We start from the raw sequence: 22602 nt of genomic DNA on the forward strand, positions 1-22602 counted from the left end.
TTTTGACACTCCTTTTCTTATAAAATACCGACACCGGCTAAAATAATCAGAATCAAAGTCAGCCATAGCAATGCTTGCGTGACTTTTAATCCTTTCTTTGTATAGAACCAGTAGACGCCCATTACAACTGCTAACGGCAAGATCCCTGGTACAATCTGATCAAGGATATCTTGGATAATAAATTCTCGTCCAGAAATATCAAACTGCAGCGAAGAACTGACTTTGACATAGTTTCCAGCCAGAACCCCCATCATAAACAAACCGAGAACCGACAGTGTTTCAATGGCAGTTTGAACACCTGTACTCTGCATCAAGCCAGTTGCGTTGCGTCCCATTGAGAACGCTTGGCGGGCAAAAAACATTCCTAGAGAAACTTGATACAGTGCAAAGCAAATGAACGGAAACAACGCACCTAGCGGACTTCCTTGCTGTGCCCAAGGGACGGCAATCGCAATAAAGATATATTGAACGGTTCCTGAGTCGATGGCATCCCCGATTCCTGCTAAAGCACCCATCAAACCAGCTTTCGTGTTGTACATTAGATCATCCTGCATCAAGATCTCTTTTTTCTCATGCTCTTCCTCGGCCCGCTGTTGTTCCATTGATGACATCAGCCCAGTAATAACACCGCCACCCCAACTTAGCTGGGTATTGAAAAACAACAGTTGGCGTTTGTAGGCAGCTTTCAGTGCCTCATCGTCTTTGTAAAGTTTGCGCAAAATCGGCATCATGGCGTATAAAAGCGATGGTGATAAATACCGTTCAAACGAATGCGGGATCTCATTGGCGAAATGCCATCTTAGGTATGCTTTTGTGACATCTTTCTTCGTGATTTCTTCCGGTGCGCCTTGCGCTTTTTGAATTATTTCGGTCATTACTGCTCCTCCTTATCGATTAGAACCCGTCATCATAGTCATCGTCATCATCAAAGGATGGTGATGCTGTATTCGTTTCTGGGGCTGGGGCCAATTTTCCTTTTTGTGACTGAACAAAAATCAACGCGATCAAAATACCAAAAATCGCATAGGTGACCATGGTAATTTCTAGCGAACTGAAAACTACACTCATGAAATAGGCCAAGAAGAAAAAGACCATATAATCTTTTCGACCGATCACATAGACGGTAGTTGCAATCCCGATCGCTGCCAATCCGCCGCCGACTACTTCTAAAATATGGATAACGACTGTCCCCTCAAGAGCATTGATGACATCAGCAATCAGTGGAGCGCCTAAATAAAGTGCAATAAATACCAGCGGAACAAATAAAATAAATGAAGCCAGCGTTGGGTATAAAATAATTGAACGAGTCATTGCTTTGTCATTAAGATCTTCCACTGCTTTATCCGTATATTTTCCTAAGAAGGTATTGATAAAGAAACGGAACTGATACAAATAACTCCCTAGCAAACCAACAGGTACGGCAACAGCAATCGCTGCTTCTGGTTGCAGATTTCCTAGCAAAGCTACCGGTACGGCAATCGCCGCTGCAATCGAAGGTTCCGCCGGCATGGATCCGCCGGGAGAAAATACCCCCATGTAAATCATTTGTAAAGCGGCAGTGACGATCATGGCTTGAGGCACATTTCCCATCACCAGTCCGACAACTAATCCCGTCATCAACGGTGAAAAACGTAAAGTCAGTGTGGCGCCTCCGCCGAGCCAACGAGACATGACTGCTGCAACCCATAGCGCAATCAGTAAACTTTGTGTAACACTTAATGTATCCATTTTTCCTCCTCCTAAACTTCTTTCAAATAGTTTTCTAAATCAAGAACAGCTTCTTTCAAGCGTTCTTTGGTGATTAAGACTGGAATCAAGTGTACTTTTTCTTTTGAATCTATGAACTGCACCAACTGATCAATGACTTGTGCATCTTCAGGAAAAATACCCATTTGATGTAAACTCATTGGTAAGTGCAATTCTTGATAAAAGGGGATCAACTGATCGATGACCGTCCATTTTTCTTCAAGCGCTAATTGATAAAACATCCCATAGGCAACCTTTTCCCCGTGAAGAAAACGATGACTCTCAGGCAGATATTTACTGATGGCATCATGCATCGCATGCGCCGCTGCATTGCGGGCATATTTATCGCCTAGCCCGCCTACCATTCCAGCAACTGCAATAACGATCTCCGACAAATGACAAAAGGCGTCTGTCACTTCCTGCCGCTTCATATCTTCAATCGCTTGTTTCGATTGTGTCAAAATAGCTGTTTCGCATAATTTTGCTGTATAGCCTGCCAGTTGCAAGAAAGGCTCATTTTTCAAATGTGGTTGGGCTAAGATTGCTTCCGATTCAATCCACTTTGCCAACGTATCTGCTAAACCGGCGATAAAGTAGGAGACTGGTGCATCGATCACTAACGTCGGATCGGTAATCAAAAAAGCAGCCTGTCTTAAATAGTGTTCCGACTTCCCTTCAGATTCTCCCGACTCTTTATACATGACAGACAAGGGTGTCCATGGTGCACAATTACTGGCCAATGTTGGGATCAGTCCAAAGGGTCGATTGACTACATGTGCTGCATATCCCACTAAGTCGGCTAACTTCCCGCCACCAACCCCCAGAATAAAATCGATCGCCAGTTCTTCAACAAGATCAGCAATCAGTCCAGCGCCATAATAGCTACATTCTCCTGTGTAGCGATGATAAAAAATTTCCAAATGCCCATCTTCTAAAAAGGGTAATTTTGGTTTCGCTTTTTCCCATGAAACCGTTCCATGTACGAGCAGCAGTCGTTTTACTTTGTACTCTTTTAATACTTCCGGCACATAGTCGATCGCGCCTTCATGGTAACGATAAACTTGCGGTCCAACCTTTACTTTTAAATCCGTTAGCACGAGCTTCACTCTCCTTTATACAGCCAAAAACCGACTTTCCGCTTGAACAGCACGGTCTGGCAGCAGTCCCTTAACGATTCGTTCAATATCCGTTACACATTTGTTTCCCATCTCTTCTAAGCATTCCATAGTATAAGCTGATGTATGCGGTGTCATAACTATATTTTCAAAAGCTAAATACGGATGATCTTTATGACCAGGCTCTTCCTCTAAGACATCGGTGGCAAGACCAGCGATTTTCCCACTTTTTAATCCGCTTACAATTGCCTCTTCATTCAAAAGTGCGCCACGGGCACTATTGGAGAGATACACTTGATCTTTCATTTTTGAAATTTCTTCAAAGGAAATCATATGATAATTTTCCTCCGTCAAGTTAGCACATAGACAAATAATATCTGATTTTGCTAGCAGCTCGTCTAGCTCGACTTTTTTTCCGCCATAGCTTTGAATATGCAAAGCGGACTTATATGGATCGTATGCCAAAATCTCGCAGCGGAAACCATTTCTCAATATTTCTACTACACAACTTCCAGTATTGCCGACACCAATCACGCCTACTGTCTTGTTAAATAGTGCGCGTCCGACAAAGTTCGCTCGTTTTTCCCATTGATCTTCGCGGACTTTTGTATTCGATTCAACTGTACAGCGCAGAAGCGCCAATAGATTGGTCACATTATTTTCTGCTACTGCATCACGCTCGACCAAAGCTGGAATGATCGAAACAATCGTTTGGTGGTCCTTCGCTGCTTCTAAATCAATATTGTTATAGCCGATCCCGTGGCGTGTGATCAGTAGCAATTCATCTTTGTACTCAAAAAATTCTTTGGTAAAAAATGGGGTAACACTTGCTATAATGATGTTGTATCCCTTAAGCTTTTCTGCCAATTCTTTCCCGTTGATTTCGCTATCGAACGTGAAAGGACTGACAGTTCCGATTGCTTTCAACCGCTCGATATGTTGCGGAAAGATTTTTCCAAAGCTGCTGGAATTCACTATAGCGATCTTAAACTGTTCCATATTCTTCCTCCTTACTCTTTTGCAACAATCTCATGACCACCAAAACCATTCCTTAGCGCAGAGACGACTTTTGCTGAGAAACTGTCTTCTTCTTGGGACAAATTTCTCATAAACAAACTCATAGCGATCGTCGGTACAGCAACATTCATCTCCAAAGCCGTTTCCACTGTCCACCTAGCTTCACCAGAAGCTGCAACAACCCCGCGATATTCCTCCAACTTAGGGCTCTCATTAAATTGGGCCGCTGCGATTTCCATCAGCCAGCTGCGAATAACCGATCCATGATTCCATACCTCCGCGACGGAAGCCAAATCAAAGTTATAGGCACTTTGTTCAATCAATTGAAAGCCTTCACCGATCGCTTGCATCATTCCATATTCGATACCGTTATGGACCATCTTTAGAAAATGACCGCTTCCTGATTCCCCTGCGTAAAGGTAGCCTCCTAAAACAGCCACATCTGCAAACAAAGATTCCACCTCTAAAAAAGCGATCTCATTCCCGCCAATCATCAAACATGCATCTTTTCTAGCTCCGGAAACCCCACCAGAAGTCCCACAATCAAAGTAATGCACCTCTTTTTCTTTAAACCAGGCTGCTCGGCGAATCGAATCTTTGTAATTAGAATTTCCGCCTTCAATCACGATATCTTTCGCTGATACAAGGGTCCATAGTTCTTCAAGAACCCCCTCAGTCACCGTTCCCGCAGGAAGCATCAACCATAAAATCCGTCGGCCGCTAAAGGAATTCGTCAAATCAGCTAGCGTTTGATAGAGTGTGATTCCAGCTTCTTGCGCTGTTTTCTGCGCATGTACCGAAAGATCCAGCCCTTTTACTTGATAACCTTGATCTTTTAAATTGAGGGCTAAGTTCAATCCCATTTTTCCAAGTCCGATAATTCCTACCTCCATGATAGCGCCTCCATTTCATACTTCCATTATACAAAAAAATATTTTTTTGTAAACAATAAAAATAAAAATAATTTTTATTTGCTTTTTTTCTTTAAAAGAGGTAACGTAACAATACAAAGATGATAATGTTCATATAAAGGAGGTAACCGTCTTTGACTGTTTCGATTCGACTGCAAATAAAAACGCTTTATAAAGACTTAAGTCTCAAAGAACAAGCGATTGCCGACTACATTTTGGAAAATCCTAGTAAAGTCAGCCACAGTTCAATCAGTGATTTATCCAATGAATTAGGCATCGCTGATTCGACCTTTTTTCAATTCACAAAAAAACTCGGTTACAACGGATTTAAAGACTTCAAAATGGCAATGCTGATGCAGGAAAATGATTTTTCTGCCATTTCGATCCATGAAAATATCCAGAAGTCTGATAATGAATTGACTATGGCTCAAAAAGTATTTGATTCCAATATGACCACACTGACTGATACCAAAAATCTTTTAAAAGAAGAAGATTTAAAGATTGCTGCTGCAATGATCAATAAATCTAAACGACTTTTTTTCTTCGGCGTTGGTGGTTCAGAAATCGTGGCAACCGATGCCTATCACAAATTTTTGCGCTCGCCGATCACTGTTTTCCACAGCAGTGATTATCACATCCAACTGATGGAGGCTTCATTGTTGACGCCAGATGATTGCGGCATTTTTATCTCTCATACTGGAAAATCAAGAGAAACCATTGAACTAGCTCAAGTTGCCAAAAACAATGGTGCCAAAATTATCGTCATTACTAGCCATGCTGCTTCTCCTTTAGCCAAACTCGGCGACGTGGTTTTCATCTCTATTTCCGAAGAAACTGAGTTTCGCTCAGAGGCATTGGCATCCAGAATCGCTCAACTGAGCATCATGGATTCCCTCTATGTCATCTTAATGTTTATTAATCGAGACAAAGCACAACAATCGATTGCCAAAATTCGGCGCTCCATTTCAAAAATCAAAGAACCCTGAGAAGGGAAGAAAAAAACTTAACATTTTTCTGTGTTTCGCTAAATCTTTTGTGAATCACGGTTGATATGCAAAAAAACTTGTGTGTTTTTTCCTGTCCTCTTCTTTGGTTTCTTAACAACTTTTTCAGTTCTGAAATTCAACTGCGGTGAGCCTGCCAAAAATCTTGTTCCTTACTCTTGCTGATATTCGCAAAAAAACCACATCACAAAGCTATCCGCTCTGTAATGTGGTTTTTTAAGACTATTTTTTGGGGTAAATCAATAACGACTAGACACAATCTCTGCTCCAAAGGGCATCAACGCTAAGCGCGCCATTTTCAATGATTGCGCCGCAAATGGAATGCCGATGATCGTGATGGCTAGAAGGACTGCGCTAGCTAAATGTCCTAAAGCCAGTGGTATACCAGAAAAAATCAACCATAAAATATTGAGAATCACGGACACGCCACCGCCACGGTAAACGATGTCTTTCCCAAATGGTGCTAATGACAAAGTCGCAAACTTAAAACATTGCAGACCAATGGGAATGCCGATGATGGTAATACACCATAAACACCCAGCCAAAAACCATGAGATCGCACCGATCAAGCCGCCAAAGACAAACCAAATCACGTTGCCTAAAAAATTCATCTGATTGCCCTCCTTCTTTTTTAATAAAGACTGCTCCTGTTTTAGCAAAGAAAGCAGAGGACATCGTTAGCACTCAGATGTGCACTAGCGTCCCTGCTCCTTCCCCTGCGCTCTTCTCTTTTTTCTTAATACAAGCGAAATACGTTATTTTGTAAAATGCTTATTGTCCAGAATCAACCGTTGATTCGCTGCTGTTATTTGATTCATTTGAGTCATTGCCGAAGACACCGGTGATCGAAGACCAGATGCCGCTAAAGAAGCTCTTGATATTTTCCCAAAGGCCCTTAGAGGTTTCTTCGATTTGCTTGCGAGCTTCTGACAGATCCAATTCTTTGATGAAGTCATCGAAGATATTGTTGTCTCGCATGTCGCTCATTAAAGAGGTCAATTCAGAAATTTGATTTTCCGTAACGATTCCTTCCAGTCCGTTGTCCTTCAAGGCTTTTTCTACTGTCTCTTGAATATCTGCTTGAGTCAATTCCGTACCATCTGCGGTTTGAGCAGCCAAATCGGTTTTCGCTTGTTCTTGCGCAGCATTCAAAGCTTCATCGGAATAGCCTTCTTTGTCTTTGTTCTCTTCGGTGATCGTAGAAAGCACATCCATCTCATCTTGAGCTACAGCTACTCGATTCTGATTGATGACGCCGCCTGATTCTTCAACGATTTTGTATACCCCAGCTAAAGCTCCGGAACCGTCGATCGGTACGGCAGAAGCGACCGTTAGCTTCGCATCAGTGATTCCTGCCGTCAGCGCTGCATTTTGGTACTGGGCTGCAGTGATGCGGGTAATGTTATCTGGTGTCGCGATATCGACAGTGATTCCTGCCCCGCTTTCTAAAGTCTGCATTCTGACCGAGCTATAGACCGCCCAATCTGCAGTAAAGCCGCCATCGGGAATGTATTTCATCAAGTCATTACCGTTTGTCGTATAAATCGGTGTTTCGCCTTGGATGCCTAAGCGCTCAAGTGTGTAGTCTTCTTGTGCTTTCGTCAAGGCATTTCCGATCGCCACAGCATTGACTTGCAAACGATCTGAACTGCTGTCAGAGGTACTTGTTTGACTGTCGGTAGTGGCTGTCGTTGCGGTAGAACTGCTTGTTGCAGTGGAACTGCTCGTCGTTGAATTGGTTTCGTCAGCAAAAACTTGTGGTGCTGCTAATAAAACTTGGCTAGATACCAAGAGAGTCGCTAAAATCATCGCTGGTTTTCGAGTCTGTTTTTTCATCACTATATCCTCCAAGTGTTGATCTCTTTTTCAGGGATTTTCCCCTCTTACTGCTGTTATTGTACTATAGGTTTTCTTGCAAAGCCTACGTCTAGGGTCTGAAATGAAGAAAAACTTAGAACTCTGCTGCTATTTAAAAAAGGCGCAATTTGGTATTATCCTTGGTACAGTAATACTTTAGGCGCTTTTCTTTTCATCAACTGTTTTTTTAGCAAACCCAACAGCATAGGATTTTAAACGGCTGCCCACTTTCCTCAAGCCGAGAAAGGCTCCCGTTAAAACTATCGTATAAAAGAACAACGGAAACCCTCCTAGTGAAAAAAAGACTTTCCCGGATTCCAGAAACAGCGGGTGACTCAGAAAGATCAATCGACTAGCCTCAGCTGCTTGTTTTGCTTGCCAAGTCCGCTTTTGTGGTTGCTGCTTGATCAGCCAAGCAAGGAAAAAAAGAGTCGTCGGCACAAAGAACAGCATGAAATTCTTATCGTCCCCCTGATTGAGATACACCAGTCGACCTTCAATGCCTAATAAGCAAAGAGAGACCGCGAATTTTCTGCCAAGATGCTTCGTGAAAAAAGGACGTTTCTGGTGTTCACCTAAACAAAACCCGCACAGCAAAAAAAGAAACCCATAAAAAAGACCGTTTCTCGTTGTAAAAAATAGGGTCCGATAATTTTGATAAAATACCAATAAAGGTCCACTTAAATAACTGCTGTACGTTTCAAGACAGCCAATCAAATACAAACTGATCGCCAGTAAAAACTGCCACCGATAGCCAAGAAAACGGGTTTTCCTTACTAACCACATGCCAAAGAGCAACGCTGGAAAATACCAAAGATGGTACCAGACCCCTACTGTTAAAAAGCCAGCAGCCAAACCGATGACCCGTAATGGATCGGCAAGATTTTGCTGTCCTAAATAAAACCAACCTAAGGGAAGATACACGATCGACCAACGCAAATAAAGCTTGAGTTGTCGTTTGCACCATTGCTGCCATGAACAGGTGCTCTTTTGAAAAAAATAGCCATTCAGCAGCAGAAAAAAAGGAACCGCCAAACGACATAAGAGACTCTTTAACAAAAAATGAAGCCCGTTGTTTTCTGCCAGTCGACCACAGTGAACGAGAATCACCAGTAAGGAAGCGAAGAATTGGGTATAGCCAATTGGAACCATAAGGTGTTTTGTCTTCATTCGATCGTTTCTCCTTTCTCCGTCAAATTTGATCAAACATACTTCACTCTACTGGACCTTTCTTTTTCTGACCAGCACTGAAAGCTTCCAGAATAGAAAGACAGTGCAACAAGTAGAAACATTGATAAATAAAGGATGTTACCCTTTGTTGCATCGTTAATTTCATAGATCCTCGTTCGCATAGAAAAGAGTTTGCTATAATATATAAGAAGAATGATGGAGGCAAAACAGACACATGGATATTGGGAAAATTATTAAAGAAGAACGCACCAAACGAAATCTCACGCAAGAACAATTGGCGCAGGAATTTTTTGTCACTCGGCAACTGATTTCAAAATGGGAAAACGGCAAGAGCTATCCTGATCTAGACCAAGTAGTCAAACTGAGCAACTATTTTGAATTGACCTTGGACTATTTATTAAAAGAAGACAAACAGATGGTCCAAGAACTCAATCTGACCACCCACCGAAAACGAATTGGCCTCGTATTGATCGCCCTTTTGACTGTTCTCAGTATTAGCTTAAGTACGATTTTGCTGGCAGGATTTTGGATCGATCCAGTCTTTTTCACAAAAGAAGACCTAACGATCACTTCTATTAAAAAGTACCACTTGCCTGCCACTGAGATAACGAATCAGGAAACCGGACAAGTGATTCAGCTGCCTGAAGATACGGAATACTTGATCACTTATACGATCGATCGGCCAATGGTAAAAACGGGCCGTCTATCGGGTTATAAAGAATACAGCAGCGAAAATGCCAGCCAATTAATGGTTTCGGGTTATCACGGTTTTCATTTTGGCACGCAAACAAGCAAAATCGTCATTCGCAGCAATCGCGAAGACAATTTAGCTGCACCAGAATTAAATGCAAACAAGGATCTTTATCTTCGTAATATGAATAAAGCGCGCGCCTATCAAAAATCTGCAGCAGGTGACGCATTTTCTATCGAAGACGAAGGCGATCTCCTCTTTACTGCAGAAGAACTGGAACAATTACCCTTTGAACAAGGACAACTGCCAGAGTAAACAAAAACCACCGAATCGTTTTGATCGGTGGTTTTTTGCTGACTTCTTATCCTAGCAAGATCATTGCGATCGCCGCCAAGGCGTTATTGAGAAAATGCATGGCGATGGCTGTTTCTAGACGCTTAGTTTTTACATAAATCAACGCCATGATCAGACCCATAGCACCGTAGATCAAAAACTCGATCAGGTTGGTGACGGAATGGATGATACTAAAAACGGCTACACTTGAAATGATCCCGACTATCGGGTATTTCTTGAATAAAAGGCCGATAAACCCACCACGGAAAACGATTTCTTCCATGATTGGCGCCGCCACAGCGATCAATAGGAAGATCAAAAGCGGATTTTCGCCTGTAAACAGTTCCCCTAACAATGCATCATTCGCGGTCGCCTCTTGATCGGATATATGCTGCAGATACATGGTACCACCAACAGCAACGACTCGACCTAAAACAAAACCACCGATGATCCATAGCCAGTTGCGCTTCGTTGACCAGCCAAAGTCAAAGGTGGCAAGTCCTAGCTTCCGAGCCAAATACATCAGTAGGCCAATGTTTGCCAAAAGCAAGGCAATCAACCCGTAGCTCATCATCGCAGGAATCCTCGGCTCTCCTGCTTCCAAATAATAGATTTTTACCACACTGAATACGGTCATCCCTACTTGACTTAGTAAGAATAAGCCAATCAAAATAAATAAGTTCTTTACTGCTTTCATGCTCTCCTCCATCGTTTGCTCATTGCATTTTGCAGGATTGGGTTACGACAAATCATGACACAGTCCATCACTTGGTTCCCCATATATCCAGAAACTACTTAGCCACTATCGGCTTGTTTCTAATGATACTGAGTTTCCTCAGTATTTACAACAAATAAAAAATAAAAACAGTTATTTTGCGTATTTTATCCAACAAACCACGTTTTTTCTTTCGCTGCCCTCAAAAAAATATAAGTAGTGTTTGAAAAAAGCGCTCTCTTATGCTACACTGTTCCTACTTTTGTTTGGCTGACGAACCGCTGCCCCAACCATGTTCGTTTGGACCAACTCGTTGCGAGTATTCGATTTCGAATGCTCTTTTTGTCGCGTTTGTCAAAAGAAAGTGAGTGAATCCAAATGATCCAAGTAGAACACCTCAGCAAGACCTTCCAAGTGTCCAAGCGAAAAAGCGGCTTTCGCCAAGCAGCCAAAGCATTTCTTTCTCGTGAAACCACCACCGTCCATGCGTTGCAAGACATCAGCTTTACCATCAATGAAGGCGAAATGGTTGGCTACATCGGGCCTAATGGTGCTGGAAAAAGTACCACCATAAAAATCATGTGCGGGATTTTGACCCCTGATCAAGGCATTTGTCACATCAATGGTCGTACGCCTTGGCAAGAACGTATTCAACATGTCAAAGACATCGGCGTCGTCTTCGGACAGCGCAGTCAACTCTGGTGGGATGTCCCCGTCAATGACAGCTTTGATTTGATCCGTGATATCTACAAAGTCGACGCTGCTAGTTATCAGCGCAACCTAGAAGAATTAGTCACCTTACTAGATTTAGGTGAGATCTTAAAAACCCCTGCTCGGTCCTTGAGTCTCGGTCAGCGTATGCGCTGTGAGATCGCCGCCTCCTTACTCCATGACCCCAAAATCTTATTTCTTGATGAACCCACCATCGGTTTAGATGCTGTATCAAAGATTGCCGTGCGTCAGTTTATTAAAAAAAGAAACCAAGAAAAAGGCACCACAGTCATCCTGACGACCCACGATATGCAAGATATCGAGGCGCTGACACAGCGAATTCTGTTGATCGGCAAAGGGCAAATTTTGCTGGATGGTCGCCTCGATGAACTAAAGCATCGTTTTTCTGATGTCAAAACGCTGGAGATCGACTATCAAGGGAATGAACCTCATCTGCCAGAAAACGTCCAGCTGCTTCAAAAAGACGTTGGTCGCCTTGTTCTGAAACTTGATCCCAAAGAAGTGTCGGTCGCTCAGCTGCTCAGTCTGCTCAGCAATCAAGTCGAGATCACCGATTTGGCCGTTGCCAGTATCACCGCCGAAGAAATGGTCGCTAAGCTGTATCAGGAGTATCAAATATGAGGAAGTATCAGGCATTTTTCCGCATTCGCTTTATCAATACCTTGCAATACCGCTCGGCGGCAATTGCCGGGATGGCTACGCAACTAGCTTGGGGCTTGATGGAAATTCTGGCATTCCACGCCTTTTACCAAGCAGATCCTAGTGCCTTTCCCATGACCTTTCAACAAACCGTCTCCTATGTTTGGCTCCAGCAAGCCTTCTTGTCTTTATTTATGTTGTGGTTCTTTGAGGCAGAAATTTTCAATACCATCACCACAGGGACGATCGCCTACGAACTTGTGCGGCCGATGGATCTATACAATCGCTGGTTTTGCCAATCGGCTGCCAATCGCTTAGCAAAAGCCGTCTTGCGTTGCGGACCGATTTTTGTGATTGCCTTTTTACTGCCAGCACCTTATCGCTTGATTCTGCCAGCAAACATCGTTGCCCTGTTCTTGTTTCTTTTGTCTATGGCGCTGAGTTTAGGTGTAGTGATCGCTATGTCGCAGCTGGTCTATATCTCGACTTTTTATACATTATCCTCCATCGGGGTGCGGATCGTCATCAGCTCCATCGGTGAATTTTTAGCTGGCGGGGTCATTCCTCTGCCTTTCTTTCCACAGCCTTTTCGCCAATTCGTGGAACTATTGCCTTTTGCTTCCATGCAAAACGTCCCGCTGCGAATTTACAACGGGGATCTGACTGGCTTTGCGCTTGTTTCAGCATTGCTCTTACAAGCGTTTTGGCTCGTACTTTTGATCGCGATCGGAAAAATTTGGCTGCAGCAGGCACTCAAACGTGTCGTTGTGCAAGGAGGTTAAGGAATATGGTTTATTGGCATTATTTTTGTATTCATCTCAAAAGTCAGATGCAGTATAAGGTTTCCTTTGTGTTAACTGCTTTGGGACAATTTCTAGGTTCCTTTACCGCTTTTTTAGGCATTTGGTTTATGTTTACCCGGTTTCATCAAGTGGATGGCTTTACCTTTGAGGAAGTCCTGCTTTCCTTTGCGACGGTTTTGTTTGCCTTTTCGATTGCGGAATGCTTCTTTCGCGGGTTCGATCTTTTTCCACAAATGATCAGTAATGGCGAGTTCGATCGGGCACTCGTGCGTCCTCGATCCTTGATCTTTCAAGTCTTAGCTTCCAAAATGGAGTTCTCTCGTCTCGGTCGTTTTATTCAAGCCTTGCTGTTGTTTGCGTATGCGATTCCCAATAGTGGAATTGCTTGGCATTTTGGAAATGTCCTGACTCTTTTTCTAATGATCGTCTGCGGCGCCCTCTTTTTCGCCCTATTGTTCTTAGTGTATGCCGCCATTTCCTTCTTTACGATCCAAGGACTTGAATTTATGAATATTTTTACCGATGGTGCCCGAGAATTTGGTCGCTACCCATTTAGTATCTACGGAAAACACGTCTTGCGTTTGTTGACCTACGTCGTGCCGATGGCTTGGTTTCAGTATTATCCATTCTTGTATGTCATTGGTCGGGTAACTAATCCTTGGTGGATCTTATCACCGTTGGTTTGTCTGCTCTTTGCCTTTCCCGCCTTCTTCTTTTGGCGAGTAGGTTTGAAGAATTATATTTCAACGGGTTCGTAGAACAAGCAAGAATCCCTTATAGACATCAATCATTGAAGACGCATCCTCTAATGATTGGTGCTCTTTTTCTTTTCGATAATTGTAAAATTGCTCAGTCGCTTTTTTATTCGAGCAATCACGTCACCGATATACTGTAAATATTTATCCCCTTAAAGACAAAAACTGGCTAGGAAAAGCAAGCAATCTCTGGTAAGATAAATAAAAACGTAAAAGAGGACCAGTTATGGAATATTTAGCGATTTTACTTGTTTTCTTTCTATTGAATGTAGTGATACTTGTACTTGGATTGAAGAAGAAACGAATCATGCTGCTTTTTCTGTCACTCTCTGGTTTATTGTTGGTTTGCTTGATTGCCATTTCTTACGTTTTCTTCTATTCAAATACACTTTAAGTTGTCAAAAACACGGGGAGATGGCTACGAACCTACCGAAACAAACGAGGCTGTTTTAGTCATTACACCCGATTTAGAAGCTATTGGACACACACAATTTGTGTCCACCTTCAAACAAATCGCTGTTCTTTTGCTCTTTATCAAGTCTAGCGAAAGCAACATATGCACCTTTGATGTCGGTGATATCGTCCCCATCTTCGCAGCAACCTTTGTGGATGCCGTGCGTTCGCCGATCACTCTTCCAAGTCCGATGTAGAACGATGTACCACTTATGTTTTTTTGCAAAGTAGATTGACAGTGGCTACAGGCGACCAATCAGTCGTAACCGACAAGTTTGTTAAAATCACACGAAAAAACCAGGACCTCCGAAAGGATCGTTCTGGTTTTTTTGCTGATTTGATTATCTAGAGAAACGACCTAAATCACTCTGATTCTAGCCAAATTTCTGAAAGATAATTATAGAAGGATTCTCCTAGCTGATCCGTCATCGACGCTGTTTTCTCAATTTAACAATAAAGCGAAAAAGCGGATTCTACGCTTTTTTCGGTCCTTTCGTCACTTCCCAAACAGCTTCTGCTGCTAATTTCCCAGAAGTCAATGCCCAGGCATTATTGGCACCAGATGGAGAGTCTGATCCCATGACGCCTCCAACTACTTCACCTGCAGCATAGAGCCCTTTAATGGGCTGGTTTTGCTGATTCAAAACTTGTAACGAACGATTGACCGCTAACCCACCTAGCGTAGTCGCAAATCGAGGCTTTTGTTCGATAAGATAATAGGGACCTACACCAATCGGTTCTTGCAAGTATTCAGGTGCACGGTGAAACTCTTCGTCGCTTCCTTGCGCTACCCAGTAGTTAAAATTATCCACTGTTTCGATCAATTGTTCTACAGGCATCTGCGCTTTGATGGCTAACTGTTCTAATGTGGCTGCTTTAAGGATGCGAGGCGTGGCCTTTCCTTCTTGCGCAATCCAACAAGCCAGCTCTTCACTGGTGATTCCCCCTTCTGCTACGCCTTGGCTGAAATGCTCAAAATGTTTGCCGTCTAGCAATAAATAAAGCATTGGCGAGCGTTGTCTTAATAATGCTTCTAATACTAACTTATTGCTAGCTCGTTCGTTGACTACCCGCTTTCCAAGTTGATTCACTAGAATACCGTTTTCTTTCAGCACGATCAGATTGCCGCCAATCGTTGATTTCGCCACACCTTGAGAAACTTCCAATCCATTGGGATAGATTTTTCCTTGATCCATCGCTCGTATTTGTGCCTTTAAAGCAGGGATGGTTGCCATCAACAGACCATCGCCGGTGGCAGATTTTAGTCCATAATACAAAATTTGCTTGAATCTTTCCTTGAGTAAAGAGGCATTATTCCCATAGCCACCGGTTGTCATAATGACTGTTGAGGCATAGATCATATGTGTTTTCCCTGATTCTTCAAGGGCTTTGACGCCTATGACATTATTTTGATCATCTACTAGTAGCTGTTGGGCTTTCGTTTGGAGCAAGACCCGAACCGCACTATTCTGTAGTGTTTTACGGACGGTCTGGGCAAATCCAGCGCCGCCCCCTTGATAAGCAAGTTCGCGATTTTTTTGATATTCTGGTAGGACGTGCAGCCCTTGCTTCATATCGTAGGCTACACCTAAGTATTCATGGACCCAATCTGTGGTTTCTCCTACGTTCTCAGCGAAAAGGGTCAAAAGGTTTCGATCGTTCAGCCCATTCCCGTTTTCCAGAAAATCAGCCACCTTTGCTGTCGGTGTATCATCTTTTACACCAGCAATCTGTTGTAGTTTCGAACCAGTCACGATTTGGTTTCCACCACTAATAGAGATCGCTCCACCCACAAAACTTAATTTTTCCAGTAAGATGACCTTTCGTTCTAACTGATCCGCTCGCAATGCAGCAGCAAGCCCAGCGGCGCCTGAGCCAATGATCACTACATCAACTGCTTCTTCAACCACTTCTTCTGACCAAGCCACGACTGGCTTTGGCCGTGCTTTGAGGACCTCTACATCGGCGCCTGCAAGTTTTACCGCTTCTTCCACCCCTGCGATCACCCCTTGACTGGAAGCAGAAGCACCAGAAACAGCATCGACATTCAGCGTTTGTCCTTCAATGATCTGTGCCGGAATTCTCGTAAAGACTAAATCAGATAAACCTTCAGATTCATTGCCTTTATCAATCGTAATCTTTTCAATCGTTTCCTTTGAAAAAGTCACTTGCATTTCAATCGGACTATTGTGTCCTTGGGCTTGTACAAGATATGTCCCTGGTTGGTAAGCGACTTTCCGCTTTTGGAGTTCTTTCAAGCGTTCATGCTTTTGTTTCTCCTCTTCTGGATCAATGACCATATCTTCCATAAACTGCCACAATGGTGTTGGGATTTTCAACTCACTTTGCGCATGACTAAGAGCAAAATGACGAACAACTTTCTTCTCGGCGATCATCTGAACCCAATTAGGTTCGACTAAAAATCCTTTCCCGATGGCAAGCAAATCGTAGCCAATTTTCAGTGCTGCTTCTGCGTCTTCTCGTTGCAAGATAGAGCCCACTCCTATAATCGGAATAGTCGAAAGTTCAGGCGAACGAATTGTTAAAAACTTCACAATCAATGGCTCGCTGCTCTCGTTATCAATAATAGAACTGCGATGATAGGTTCCCATTGAAAAATGAAGGTACTCTGGCTTGCTTTTCGCTAGTTGATTCAACAAGTACATCGTTTCTTCAAAACAAATCCCAGGCTTTTCCATTTCTTCTGGCGAAAAACGATAACCGATAACAAAGTCTTCAACCGATTCTTCTTGACGGACCCGCTGTACTTCTTTTAATACGGCTAATGGAAAGTGCGCTCTTTTTTCCAGACTGCCTCCCCAATGGTCGTTTCTGTGATTTGAATGGGGCGAGAAAAATTGTTGGATCAAAAAGGTATTCGCACCATGTATCTCCACACCATCGTAACCAGCTTTGATCGCACGCCTAGTCGCGTCTCCAAATCGTTGAATCATCGTTAGGATCTCATCATTACTCATTTCTTTCGGAACAGGTGCGTTTGGTCGTAACGCTGCGACGGGACTTGCGCAAATCGGTTGTACTCCACCATTGTACTCAGGCCATGCCATTCGTCCAGCATGATAAATTTGCAGGATCGCTTTCGAGCCTTTTTCTTTGATGGCTTTTGCTAATCTAGTGAGCCCAGCAATTTTCTTGTCTGTATCTACCCCGAGTGCTCCCGGAAACCCACGCCCATGTTCTTCGATAAAGCAGCTTTCTACGATCACTGCCGCAGCTGCACCGGCACGACAGCGATAGTATTCAATGATCTCTTCCGTTATTTCACCATCGTAAAAAGCAGATTGAGTTGTCATAGGTGCCATAACGAGTCGATTTTTAAGTTCAACGCTAGAAGATAGTTTGATCGGTTCAAATAATTCTTTTTTCATAAAAATCAGTTCCTTTCAAATAGCTTGCTTCGTCAGACCGCATGTATTAAGGCATCACGAAATACACCCATCTTTTTCGGACAAGTCGAAAAGATGAGTGTCTCCCCTGTTCAGTTATTACTTACTTCATTTCCCCATTTATTTTTGATTTTCCGGCCGAGAATTGATGGCATACTGTTTACGCCCGCCAGGTTTTGGTACTTGATCCCCCATCATGATCCCAAAACCACCTTCAACACGTAATTCGTGCCCGTTCGTATAATCGGAACGTTCGCTGGCTAAGTAAAGGACTGCATTAGCAATGTCTTGCACATCGCCGATTCGCTTATTGGCAGTTAAACGTTTCCGCCCCTCTTCAACTTCTGGGTCTGCATAAAAGCTTGCGGATAAAGGTGTCTTCACAAAGCATGGCAAGACACAATTGCTGCGAAGGCCGTACTGCCCCCACTCTGCAGCCATTTGTTTCGACATCATATTAACTCCAGCCTTACTTGGGCTATACGCACCAGAATATGTTTCAGGGCTGATTGAGGCGATCGTTGAGACATGCACCATCCGCCCTGATTTTTGTGCGATCATCACTCGCCCGATTCTTTGAGAAACCAAGAAGTAGCCGTTTAAGTTGACGTCGATCACTTGTTTCCATTCTTCAAATGGTAGATCTTCAAGCAATGAAAATTTCAAAATAGCCGCTGTGTTTACCAAAACATCAATGCGGCCAAAATCTTCTTTGACCTTTTCTGCCAATGCATCTACCTGCGCTTCGATCGTCGAATTGCAAACATAGCTGTTTACTTTCACACCAAATTGATCTGCTAGCTGTACTGCATAGTTGGCAAGGTTTTCCTCATGCAAATCAACTAATGCAAGTTGTGCGCCTTGATCAGCAAAGTCCTGTGCAATTTTTTTCCCCATACCGCCTAAAGCGCCGGTAATGACTACGACCTCATTCTTAAGATTCAACCAAGATTGCTCCATCATTTATACCACCTCTAATATTGTTATATTCTTCACTAACAATATACCTTGATATGAGCAGAGAAACTAATTCTTTTTTTCCATTGATCAATAGCTTCTGTGAATGGTTTGTTCCTTTAACGCAGTCGTAACGAGCGCTTGAGCGAGCTCAGGATTTTTACAATAGATTATGCAGCTAGCAAGCAATGTAGGGGAATTTTCCAGCTGATAAAACGTCTGTACAAAAGATGCAGCAGCGATCTCACTCAAGGAATAGAGACGTGCCTGTTTTTTCAAAAAACCTATCTGATAGTGCAGTTGTCTTTGAATGGTCCAGAGATTTTTACGATATTCCAATACATGAAACACTTCATGCATGAAAACCAATTCCGTAAGTGTCGTCGCAGGAAGTAATCGGCTTAATTGCTGTGCTTCGATAAAATGCTGCGCTTGCGCCAAGAAATTGCGATCAATCATAATATGATCTGTTTTTTTATAGACAGCAAAGGTATAGCGCTCCTGTTGCGCTTGCGCTTCAGGCAGTTCATTGATCTTTAATGAATCAATGATTCCTTGCAATTCTTGAGGATGCTCTCGATACCAGCGGGCTTCTTGCTTACCTATGCTTTCAGCAGTTTCAATAAAGGACTCTGCCTGCGCAGGATCAACTTTGGCGTGAAGGGGGTCTTGTTTGAACAGCTGCAGGTGAGGATTGGTTGCTCGAGACCATAGGTGTAAAAATTGTTGGCAAAATTCTTCTACTTTCACGGATCTCATTCCTTCCTTGGCCTACTGCAAGCTGTTCGCAGCAATAATAATAATCTCTTCTGTACCAATCAACTGACTTAATTCAATATCGATCAACATCATCAATTGGGTATAATCTGTCGAACTAAAATCAAAGAGACGCGGTCCAGCACAAATATAAAAATCTGGCCGGATGACTAGATCACTTTGGTAGTTCGCCATACTTTCCCAAAGACGAGCGATTTGTTCACTATAACTTTGGATCGTCGTTTTCACGACATCTGCATGGTCTCTTTGCACGCGAATAAAGCCTCGATGATCAATGACACAAACACGATCGCCTTTTTTTGTCGCTGCGCCATAAATATAAAAATGTTCACTCGTAGCACAAGAAACCACGTTTTCTTTAGCAACTTGCAGCTCAGCATAGGCAATGTCTTGCGCTTCTTCACGGTTAATTTGGTTTTGACGCTCAGCGGCTTGAGCAGCTGTGGCACCGGAGGCTCGCGCAGTAATTTTTTGCGTCTGAGGATCGATTTCAATATAGACTTCAATACTATCAGGCGTTGCCCCACTCTCGATCGCCAAAGTAGCTGCTTCTTGCTTGATTGCTGCAATATCCGCTTTTGTTGGATTCGGGACAATTCGTTCCACCACGTCTTGAACGACGGATAACGCCACACCGATCGATGAAATCACTTCAGCATTTTCAGGTATTTTATAATTCAACGACAATTGTTTCGCTGCATGTTTGATCAGTGAAGAGACGCCTCCTCCTACACCTACTAAAGTCATTTGGTTAGGCTCTAATTGATACTTGCGGGCAAAAGATTGAATCACAGGTGCTATTTTTTGGACTGCTTGATCCAATATTTGCTGTGCGACATCCTCCACCGTCGTTTCTAAGTACTTCGCTAAAGGCTGCATGGCTTTTCTGGCCGAATGGGCATTGCCATAGGAAAAATCATCCTTTGTGACATATCCTAAGACATTCGCTGCACAAGAATTCGTGATCGTAATTCGTTTCCCGTTAGCAAGTTTGATTGCAACATAATCTGCTGGGTCACCTTCTTTTGGCGCATAAAGCTCCAGTTCTGGTGCAACGATCTCTTCTTCTGGCAGATACGTACTATATTCTAACCCAGCGATATGGGCACTTCTTGGGCCGACGTCTATCACGCCTTTTTTGTTCACTCGAACCATACTGCCGCCAGCCACACCTAGGACGCGAACATCTAATGAATTGACATACGTCTTATGGCCTGCAATCTCTGAGTAATCGATGACTGGCCGACCATTTTTGATAACGCCAAGATTCGTCGAAGTTCCCCCTACTTCAAAATAAATACCGTTCGACGTTCGCAGATACATCAATGCTCCCATCACGCTGGCTGCTGGACCAGAAAGCATCGTTAGCACCGGTCGTTTTTTCATTTCAACAATGTCCATCAACCCGCCATCGCCCCGCATGATCATCAGTGGTACATCCACACCTGCTTGGCGAACACTATTTTCTGTTGAATTTGCCGTTTCCAGCATCGTTGGCAAAATCGATGCATTGATTGCTGCGGTACGGGTTCTCCGGGATAACCCATATAGTTTGGTCATCTCCGACGCCAAGGTTACCTCGATGCCCTTTCGTTTGGCTACTTCAGCGATTCTTTCTTCTGTTTGTAAATCATCTACACCAAAAGCTGCTGAAGTCACGATGACCTGAGCTTGTGCCTGTTGTAGTTCTGCTAATGCCGCTTCGATTGTTGCTTCTGAAAGCTCTTTTTTAGGAATAAAGCGAGCAACGACTTCAATACTTCTTCCCGTACCTAAATCAATGTCTTTTAATGCCGTTTGCCACTTTGCCAGCCAACCTTCGACGCCGCCCTTTGCTGTACTGATAATGCCGACCTTCGCTACATCTCCTTCTAAGAGTGCATTGGTGGCTTGGGTTGTGCTGTGAGCGACAAAGACCACTTCATCTGGCTGGATCTGATTTTCGGCTAAACACTTAATAAAAGAGGCCACTACACCTTCTGCAACCCCTTGCTCACTTTTGTGGGTCGTTTTTACAGATGACTTTCCAATCACCTCTTGCGTGTCATTGTTGATTGCGACAGCTTTTGTATGGGTTCCACCCACATCAATGCCAATTCGGACACTTCTTCTCATTTTTTTCACCTACTTTTTTAAATCGGGCTATATAACAGGAACGTCGCAATTTCAAGAACCAGCGAAATGACGACTCCTGGTAAAAAAGCAACCTTCATGTAATCTTTCGTATTGATATTATTGAAGCCTAATCCCCAAGCATTCCAAGAAATGGTCAAATCAAAATGACCCATACCGATCATATTAGAAATGAACAACGGATATAAAAACGTCACAGGATAATTGGTTTGATTGCTGATTACTGCTAATAACGCTGCCCCACAACCAATCAAAGAAAGTGGCCCGCGAAACCAGGTCAAGGGAGCTAAAAAACCAAAAAGCAAACAAAGCGCTAAGGGATGCGTCGGAATGATTCCTCCTAGCAATGATTCAAAATAAGGTGCAGCGAAGGTTGCAGCTGCATTGAACATCGCAAGGGTCATCCAAAAGGCAACTAAGGTCGCAGTATCTTTGACCCCATCTGCAAAAATACGTGTCAAAATCTGAGAATCTTTTCTAAACCCATCCTTTAAAACACCACAAATCCACAAGGCATAAAGACTCGCACCAATAAAACAAAAGATCACTGGAAATTGAAAGATGATGACTCCTACGACCGGTATAAAAGGGGTAAGTAACGCCAAACTAGGAACGTCTTGAACTTTCGGTTCTTCTCCAACCGCCCAAGCATAGGTCAAACTTTCTACTCTCAAATACCCAATAGCAAAAATCGAAGAAACCAGAATCATCACAAAGAAAGCCAATAATCCAAACGAAAAATAATCATTATAGGTGTAATCAACCCCACCATTCACATTGCCAAAAAAGGCTTGATACTGTGTGAAATTGATTGGATTTAAGAAAACACCTGCTGCAACGGAAGCCGAAAAACTAAAGAATGCCACGACTTTAGGAATACCAATCGAAAATAAAATTGGCAATACGATCACGGCGATCGCGATGACAGATCCGGCACCTGACATGGATGAAAAGATAAAGCCGGTAATCAAATTGACAATTACTAGAATAATCGCTGGGCTATCCCCACCTAGTTCCACACTCTTACGAATGATAGTTGCCGCAATGCCCGTTTCCAACAAGATCCTACCAAAGAATGCTCCTACAAAAATATTCATTTGTGAAGCCCCCCAGCGTTCTGGCGCCTGTTGATAGACCTGTGCCAGCATCTCGGTAAAAGGGAGGTTTTCAAATGCCGGATTGGGTGAAATGACATTCCCTATAAGCGGCAACAACACCCATAATGTTGCCATAACGATAAAACCAATCATCAGGTTATATCCTTTGATACAATAAAAAACCATGCCACCAAATGACACTACTAGTAATAAGCCAATCAAGCTATCCATTCTTCTTCTCCTCCATACAAATTACGCCGTTTGAACCT

General features: G+C 43.1%; 21 protein-coding genes. 7 read left to right on the forward strand and 14 right to left on the reverse strand.

Features of this window, described 5'->3' with window-relative positions; genetic code table 11:
• Positions 1-17: 17 nt before the first annotated feature.
• The 5 genes from IGI86_RS14125 to gnd are packed head-to-tail and all read right to left on the reverse strand — an operon-like array spanning position 18 to position 4771.
• Positions 18-875, reverse strand: a complete 858-nt coding sequence (locus IGI86_RS14125) for a PTS system mannose/fructose/sorbose family transporter subunit IID (RefSeq protein ID WP_008380577.1) — start codon at positions 873-875, stop codon at positions 18-20.
• A 19-nt stretch (positions 876-894) separates the two neighbouring features.
• A complete protein-coding gene (locus IGI86_RS14130) occupies positions 895-1728 on the reverse strand; it encodes a PTS mannose/fructose/sorbose/N-acetylgalactosamine transporter subunit IIC (protein WP_008380575.1) in 834 nt (277 codons plus the stop codon).
• An 11-nt stretch (positions 1729-1739) separates the two neighbouring features.
• A complete protein-coding gene (locus IGI86_RS14135; protein WP_008380572.1) occupies positions 1740-2843 on the reverse strand; it encodes an iron-containing alcohol dehydrogenase family protein in 1104 nt (367 codons plus the stop codon).
• 15 nt (positions 2844-2858) lie between these two features.
• Positions 2859-3860 carry a D-isomer specific 2-hydroxyacid dehydrogenase family protein gene (locus IGI86_RS14140; protein ID WP_008380570.1) on the reverse strand — a complete coding sequence of 334 codons (1002 nt, stop codon included), beginning with the start codon at positions 3858-3860 and terminating at the stop codon, positions 2859-2861.
• 11 nt (positions 3861-3871) lie between these two features.
• Positions 3872-4771 carry a phosphogluconate dehydrogenase (NAD(+)-dependent, decarboxylating) gene (gnd, locus tag IGI86_RS14145; RefSeq protein ID WP_008380568.1) on the reverse strand — a complete coding sequence of 300 codons (900 nt, stop codon included), beginning with the start codon at positions 4769-4771 and terminating at the stop codon, positions 3872-3874.
• A 152-nt stretch (positions 4772-4923) separates the two neighbouring features.
• Between gnd and IGI86_RS14150 the strand changes: the two genes are divergently transcribed.
• Complete coding sequence (locus tag IGI86_RS14150) at positions 4924-5775, forward strand: MurR/RpiR family transcriptional regulator (RefSeq protein WP_008380566.1); 852 nt, start codon at positions 4924-4926, stop codon at positions 5773-5775.
• A 257-nt stretch (positions 5776-6032) separates the two neighbouring features.
• On the opposite strand, the gene IGI86_RS14155 is transcribed toward IGI86_RS14150, so the two are convergent.
• From IGI86_RS14155 to IGI86_RS14165, 3 genes are all read right to left on the reverse strand, one after another.
• Positions 6033-6404 carry a YccF domain-containing protein gene (locus tag IGI86_RS14155; protein ID WP_008380564.1) on the reverse strand — a complete coding sequence of 124 codons (372 nt, stop codon included), beginning with the start codon at positions 6402-6404 and terminating at the stop codon, positions 6033-6035.
• 160 nt (positions 6405-6564) lie between these two features.
• Positions 6565-7629, reverse strand: a complete 1065-nt coding sequence (locus IGI86_RS14160; RefSeq protein WP_008380562.1) for a DUF1002 domain-containing protein — start codon at positions 7627-7629, stop codon at positions 6565-6567.
• A gap of 177 nt (positions 7630-7806) precedes the next feature.
• Positions 7807-8820: an acyltransferase family protein gene (locus IGI86_RS14165; RefSeq protein ID WP_144330909.1), complete on the reverse strand. Its 1014-nt coding sequence runs from the start codon at positions 8818-8820 to the stop codon at positions 7807-7809.
• A gap of 235 nt (positions 8821-9055) precedes the next feature.
• Between IGI86_RS14165 and IGI86_RS14170 the strand changes: the two genes are divergently transcribed.
• On the forward strand, positions 9056-9847 hold the full coding sequence (locus IGI86_RS14170; protein WP_008380558.1) for a helix-turn-helix domain-containing protein: 792 nt from the start codon (positions 9056-9058) through the stop codon (positions 9845-9847).
• 46 nt (positions 9848-9893) lie between these two features.
• On the opposite strand, the gene IGI86_RS14175 is transcribed toward IGI86_RS14170, so the two are convergent.
• Positions 9894-10562 carry a CPBP family intramembrane glutamic endopeptidase gene (locus tag IGI86_RS14175; RefSeq protein ID WP_008380555.1) on the reverse strand — a complete coding sequence of 223 codons (669 nt, stop codon included), beginning with the start codon at positions 10560-10562 and terminating at the stop codon, positions 9894-9896.
• 396 nt (positions 10563-10958) lie between these two features.
• On the opposite strand from IGI86_RS14175, the gene IGI86_RS14180 reads away from it, so the two are divergent.
• The 5 genes from IGI86_RS14180 (at position 10959) to IGI86_RS14200 (ending at position 14159) form a co-directional block, all read left to right on the forward strand.
• Positions 10959-11933 (forward strand): ABC transporter ATP-binding protein, encoded by a 975-nt coding sequence (locus tag IGI86_RS14180; protein WP_005234036.1) that lies wholly within the window; start codon positions 10959-10961, stop codon positions 11931-11933.
• Positions 11930-12733: an ABC transporter permease gene (locus tag IGI86_RS14185; RefSeq protein WP_008380552.1), complete on the forward strand. Its 804-nt coding sequence runs from the start codon at positions 11930-11932 to the stop codon at positions 12731-12733. Before IGI86_RS14180 ends, IGI86_RS14185 begins: the two co-directional genes overlap by 4 nt.
• 5 nt (positions 12734-12738) lie before the next feature.
• Positions 12739-13512, forward strand: a complete 774-nt coding sequence (locus tag IGI86_RS14190) for an ABC transporter permease (RefSeq protein WP_005228413.1) — start codon at positions 12739-12741, stop codon at positions 13510-13512.
• A gap of 223 nt (positions 13513-13735) precedes the next feature.
• On the forward strand, positions 13736-13903 hold the full coding sequence (locus IGI86_RS14195; RefSeq protein ID WP_005234033.1) for a hypothetical protein: 168 nt from the start codon (positions 13736-13738) through the stop codon (positions 13901-13903).
• Between the two features lies 1 nt (position 13904).
• Positions 13905-14159, forward strand: a complete 255-nt coding sequence (locus IGI86_RS14200; RefSeq protein WP_430617479.1) for a hypothetical protein — start codon at positions 13905-13907, stop codon at positions 14157-14159.
• A 276-nt stretch (positions 14160-14435) separates the two neighbouring features.
• Here the strand turns inward: IGI86_RS14200 and IGI86_RS14205 are convergent, their stop codons facing one another.
• The 5 genes from IGI86_RS14205 to IGI86_RS14225 form a co-directional block, all read right to left on the reverse strand.
• A complete protein-coding gene (locus tag IGI86_RS14205; RefSeq protein WP_430617480.1) occupies positions 14436-17351 on the reverse strand; it encodes an FAD-binding protein in 2916 nt (971 codons plus the stop codon).
• Between the two features lie 138 nt (positions 17352-17489).
• A complete protein-coding gene (locus IGI86_RS14210) occupies positions 17490-18329 on the reverse strand; it encodes an SDR family NAD(P)-dependent oxidoreductase (protein ID WP_034878349.1) in 840 nt (279 codons plus the stop codon).
• A gap of 87 nt (positions 18330-18416) precedes the next feature.
• The gene (locus tag IGI86_RS14215; RefSeq protein WP_086332675.1) at positions 18417-19085 is read right to left on the reverse strand and encodes a hypothetical protein; all 669 of its coding nucleotides are present in this window, start codon (positions 19083-19085) and stop codon (positions 18417-18419) included.
• A gap of 12 nt (positions 19086-19097) precedes the next feature.
• Entirely contained in the window at positions 19098-21218 is a 2121-nt protein-coding gene (locus IGI86_RS14220; RefSeq protein WP_429967382.1) for a hydantoinase/oxoprolinase family protein, read from the reverse strand.
• Between the two features lie 17 nt (positions 21219-21235).
• Complete coding sequence (locus IGI86_RS14225; RefSeq protein ID WP_005234027.1) at positions 21236-22564, reverse strand: hypothetical protein; 1329 nt, start codon at positions 22562-22564, stop codon at positions 21236-21238.
• Between the last annotated feature and the right edge of the window lie 38 nt (positions 22565-22602).

Origin of the sequence: Enterococcus sp. AZ188, assembly GCF_050544075.1 — a bacterium.
Taxonomy (GTDB): domain Bacteria; phylum Bacillota; class Bacilli; order Lactobacillales; family Enterococcaceae; genus Enterococcus_D; species Enterococcus_D entomosocium.

Bases quoted from the DNA above. Each gene is read 5' to 3' on its own strand.
- IGI86_RS14125 (WP_008380577.1), bottom strand. From the start codon at position 875: ATGACCGAAATAATTCAAAAAGCGCAAGGCGCACCGGAAGAAATCACG.
- IGI86_RS14130 (WP_008380575.1), bottom strand. From the start codon at position 1,728: ATGGATACATTAAGTGTTACACAAAGTTTACTGATTGCGCTATGGGTT.
- IGI86_RS14140 (WP_008380570.1), bottom strand. From the start codon at position 3,860: ATGGAACAGTTTAAGATCGCTATAGTGAATTCCAGCAGCTTTGGAAAA.
- gnd (WP_008380568.1), bottom strand. From the start codon at position 4,771: ATGGAGGTAGGAATTATCGGACTTGGAAAAATGGGATTGAACTTAGCC.
- IGI86_RS14155 (WP_008380564.1), bottom strand. From the start codon at position 6,404: ATGAATTTTTTAGGCAACGTGATTTGGTTTGTCTTTGGCGGCTTGATC.
- IGI86_RS14160 (WP_008380562.1), bottom strand. From the start codon at position 7,629: ATGAAAAAACAGACTCGAAAACCAGCGATGATTTTAGCGACTCTCTTG.
- IGI86_RS14165 (WP_144330909.1), bottom strand. From the start codon at position 8,820: ATGAAGACAAAACACCTTATGGTTCCAATTGGCTATACCCAATTCTTC.
- IGI86_RS14170 (WP_008380558.1), top strand. From the start codon at position 9,056: ATGGATATTGGGAAAATTATTAAAGAAGAACGCACCAAACGAAATCTC.
- IGI86_RS14175 (WP_008380555.1), bottom strand. From the start codon at position 10,562: ATGAAAGCAGTAAAGAACTTATTTATTTTGATTGGCTTATTCTTACTA.
- IGI86_RS14180 (WP_005234036.1), top strand. From the start codon at position 10,959: ATGATCCAAGTAGAACACCTCAGCAAGACCTTCCAAGTGTCCAAGCGA.
- IGI86_RS14185 (WP_008380552.1), top strand. From the start codon at position 11,930: ATGAGGAAGTATCAGGCATTTTTCCGCATTCGCTTTATCAATACCTTG.
- IGI86_RS14190 (WP_005228413.1), top strand. From the start codon at position 12,739: ATGGTTTATTGGCATTATTTTTGTATTCATCTCAAAAGTCAGATGCAG.
- IGI86_RS14195 (WP_005234033.1), top strand. From the start codon at position 13,736: ATGGAATATTTAGCGATTTTACTTGTTTTCTTTCTATTGAATGTAGTG.
- IGI86_RS14205 (WP_430617480.1), bottom strand. From the start codon at position 17,351: ATGAAAAAAGAATTATTTGAACCGATCAAACTATCTTCTAGCGTTGAA.
- IGI86_RS14210 (WP_034878349.1), bottom strand. From the start codon at position 18,329: ATGGAGCAATCTTGGTTGAATCTTAAGAATGAGGTCGTAGTCATTACC.
- IGI86_RS14215 (WP_086332675.1), bottom strand. From the start codon at position 19,085: ATGAGATCCGTGAAAGTAGAAGAATTTTGCCAACAATTTTTACACCTA.
- IGI86_RS14220 (WP_429967382.1), bottom strand. From the start codon at position 21,218: ATGAGAAGAAGTGTCCGAATTGGCATTGATGTGGGTGGAACCCATACA.
- IGI86_RS14225 (WP_005234027.1), bottom strand. From the start codon at position 22,564: ATGGATAGCTTGATTGGCTTATTACTAGTAGTGTCATTTGGTGGCATG.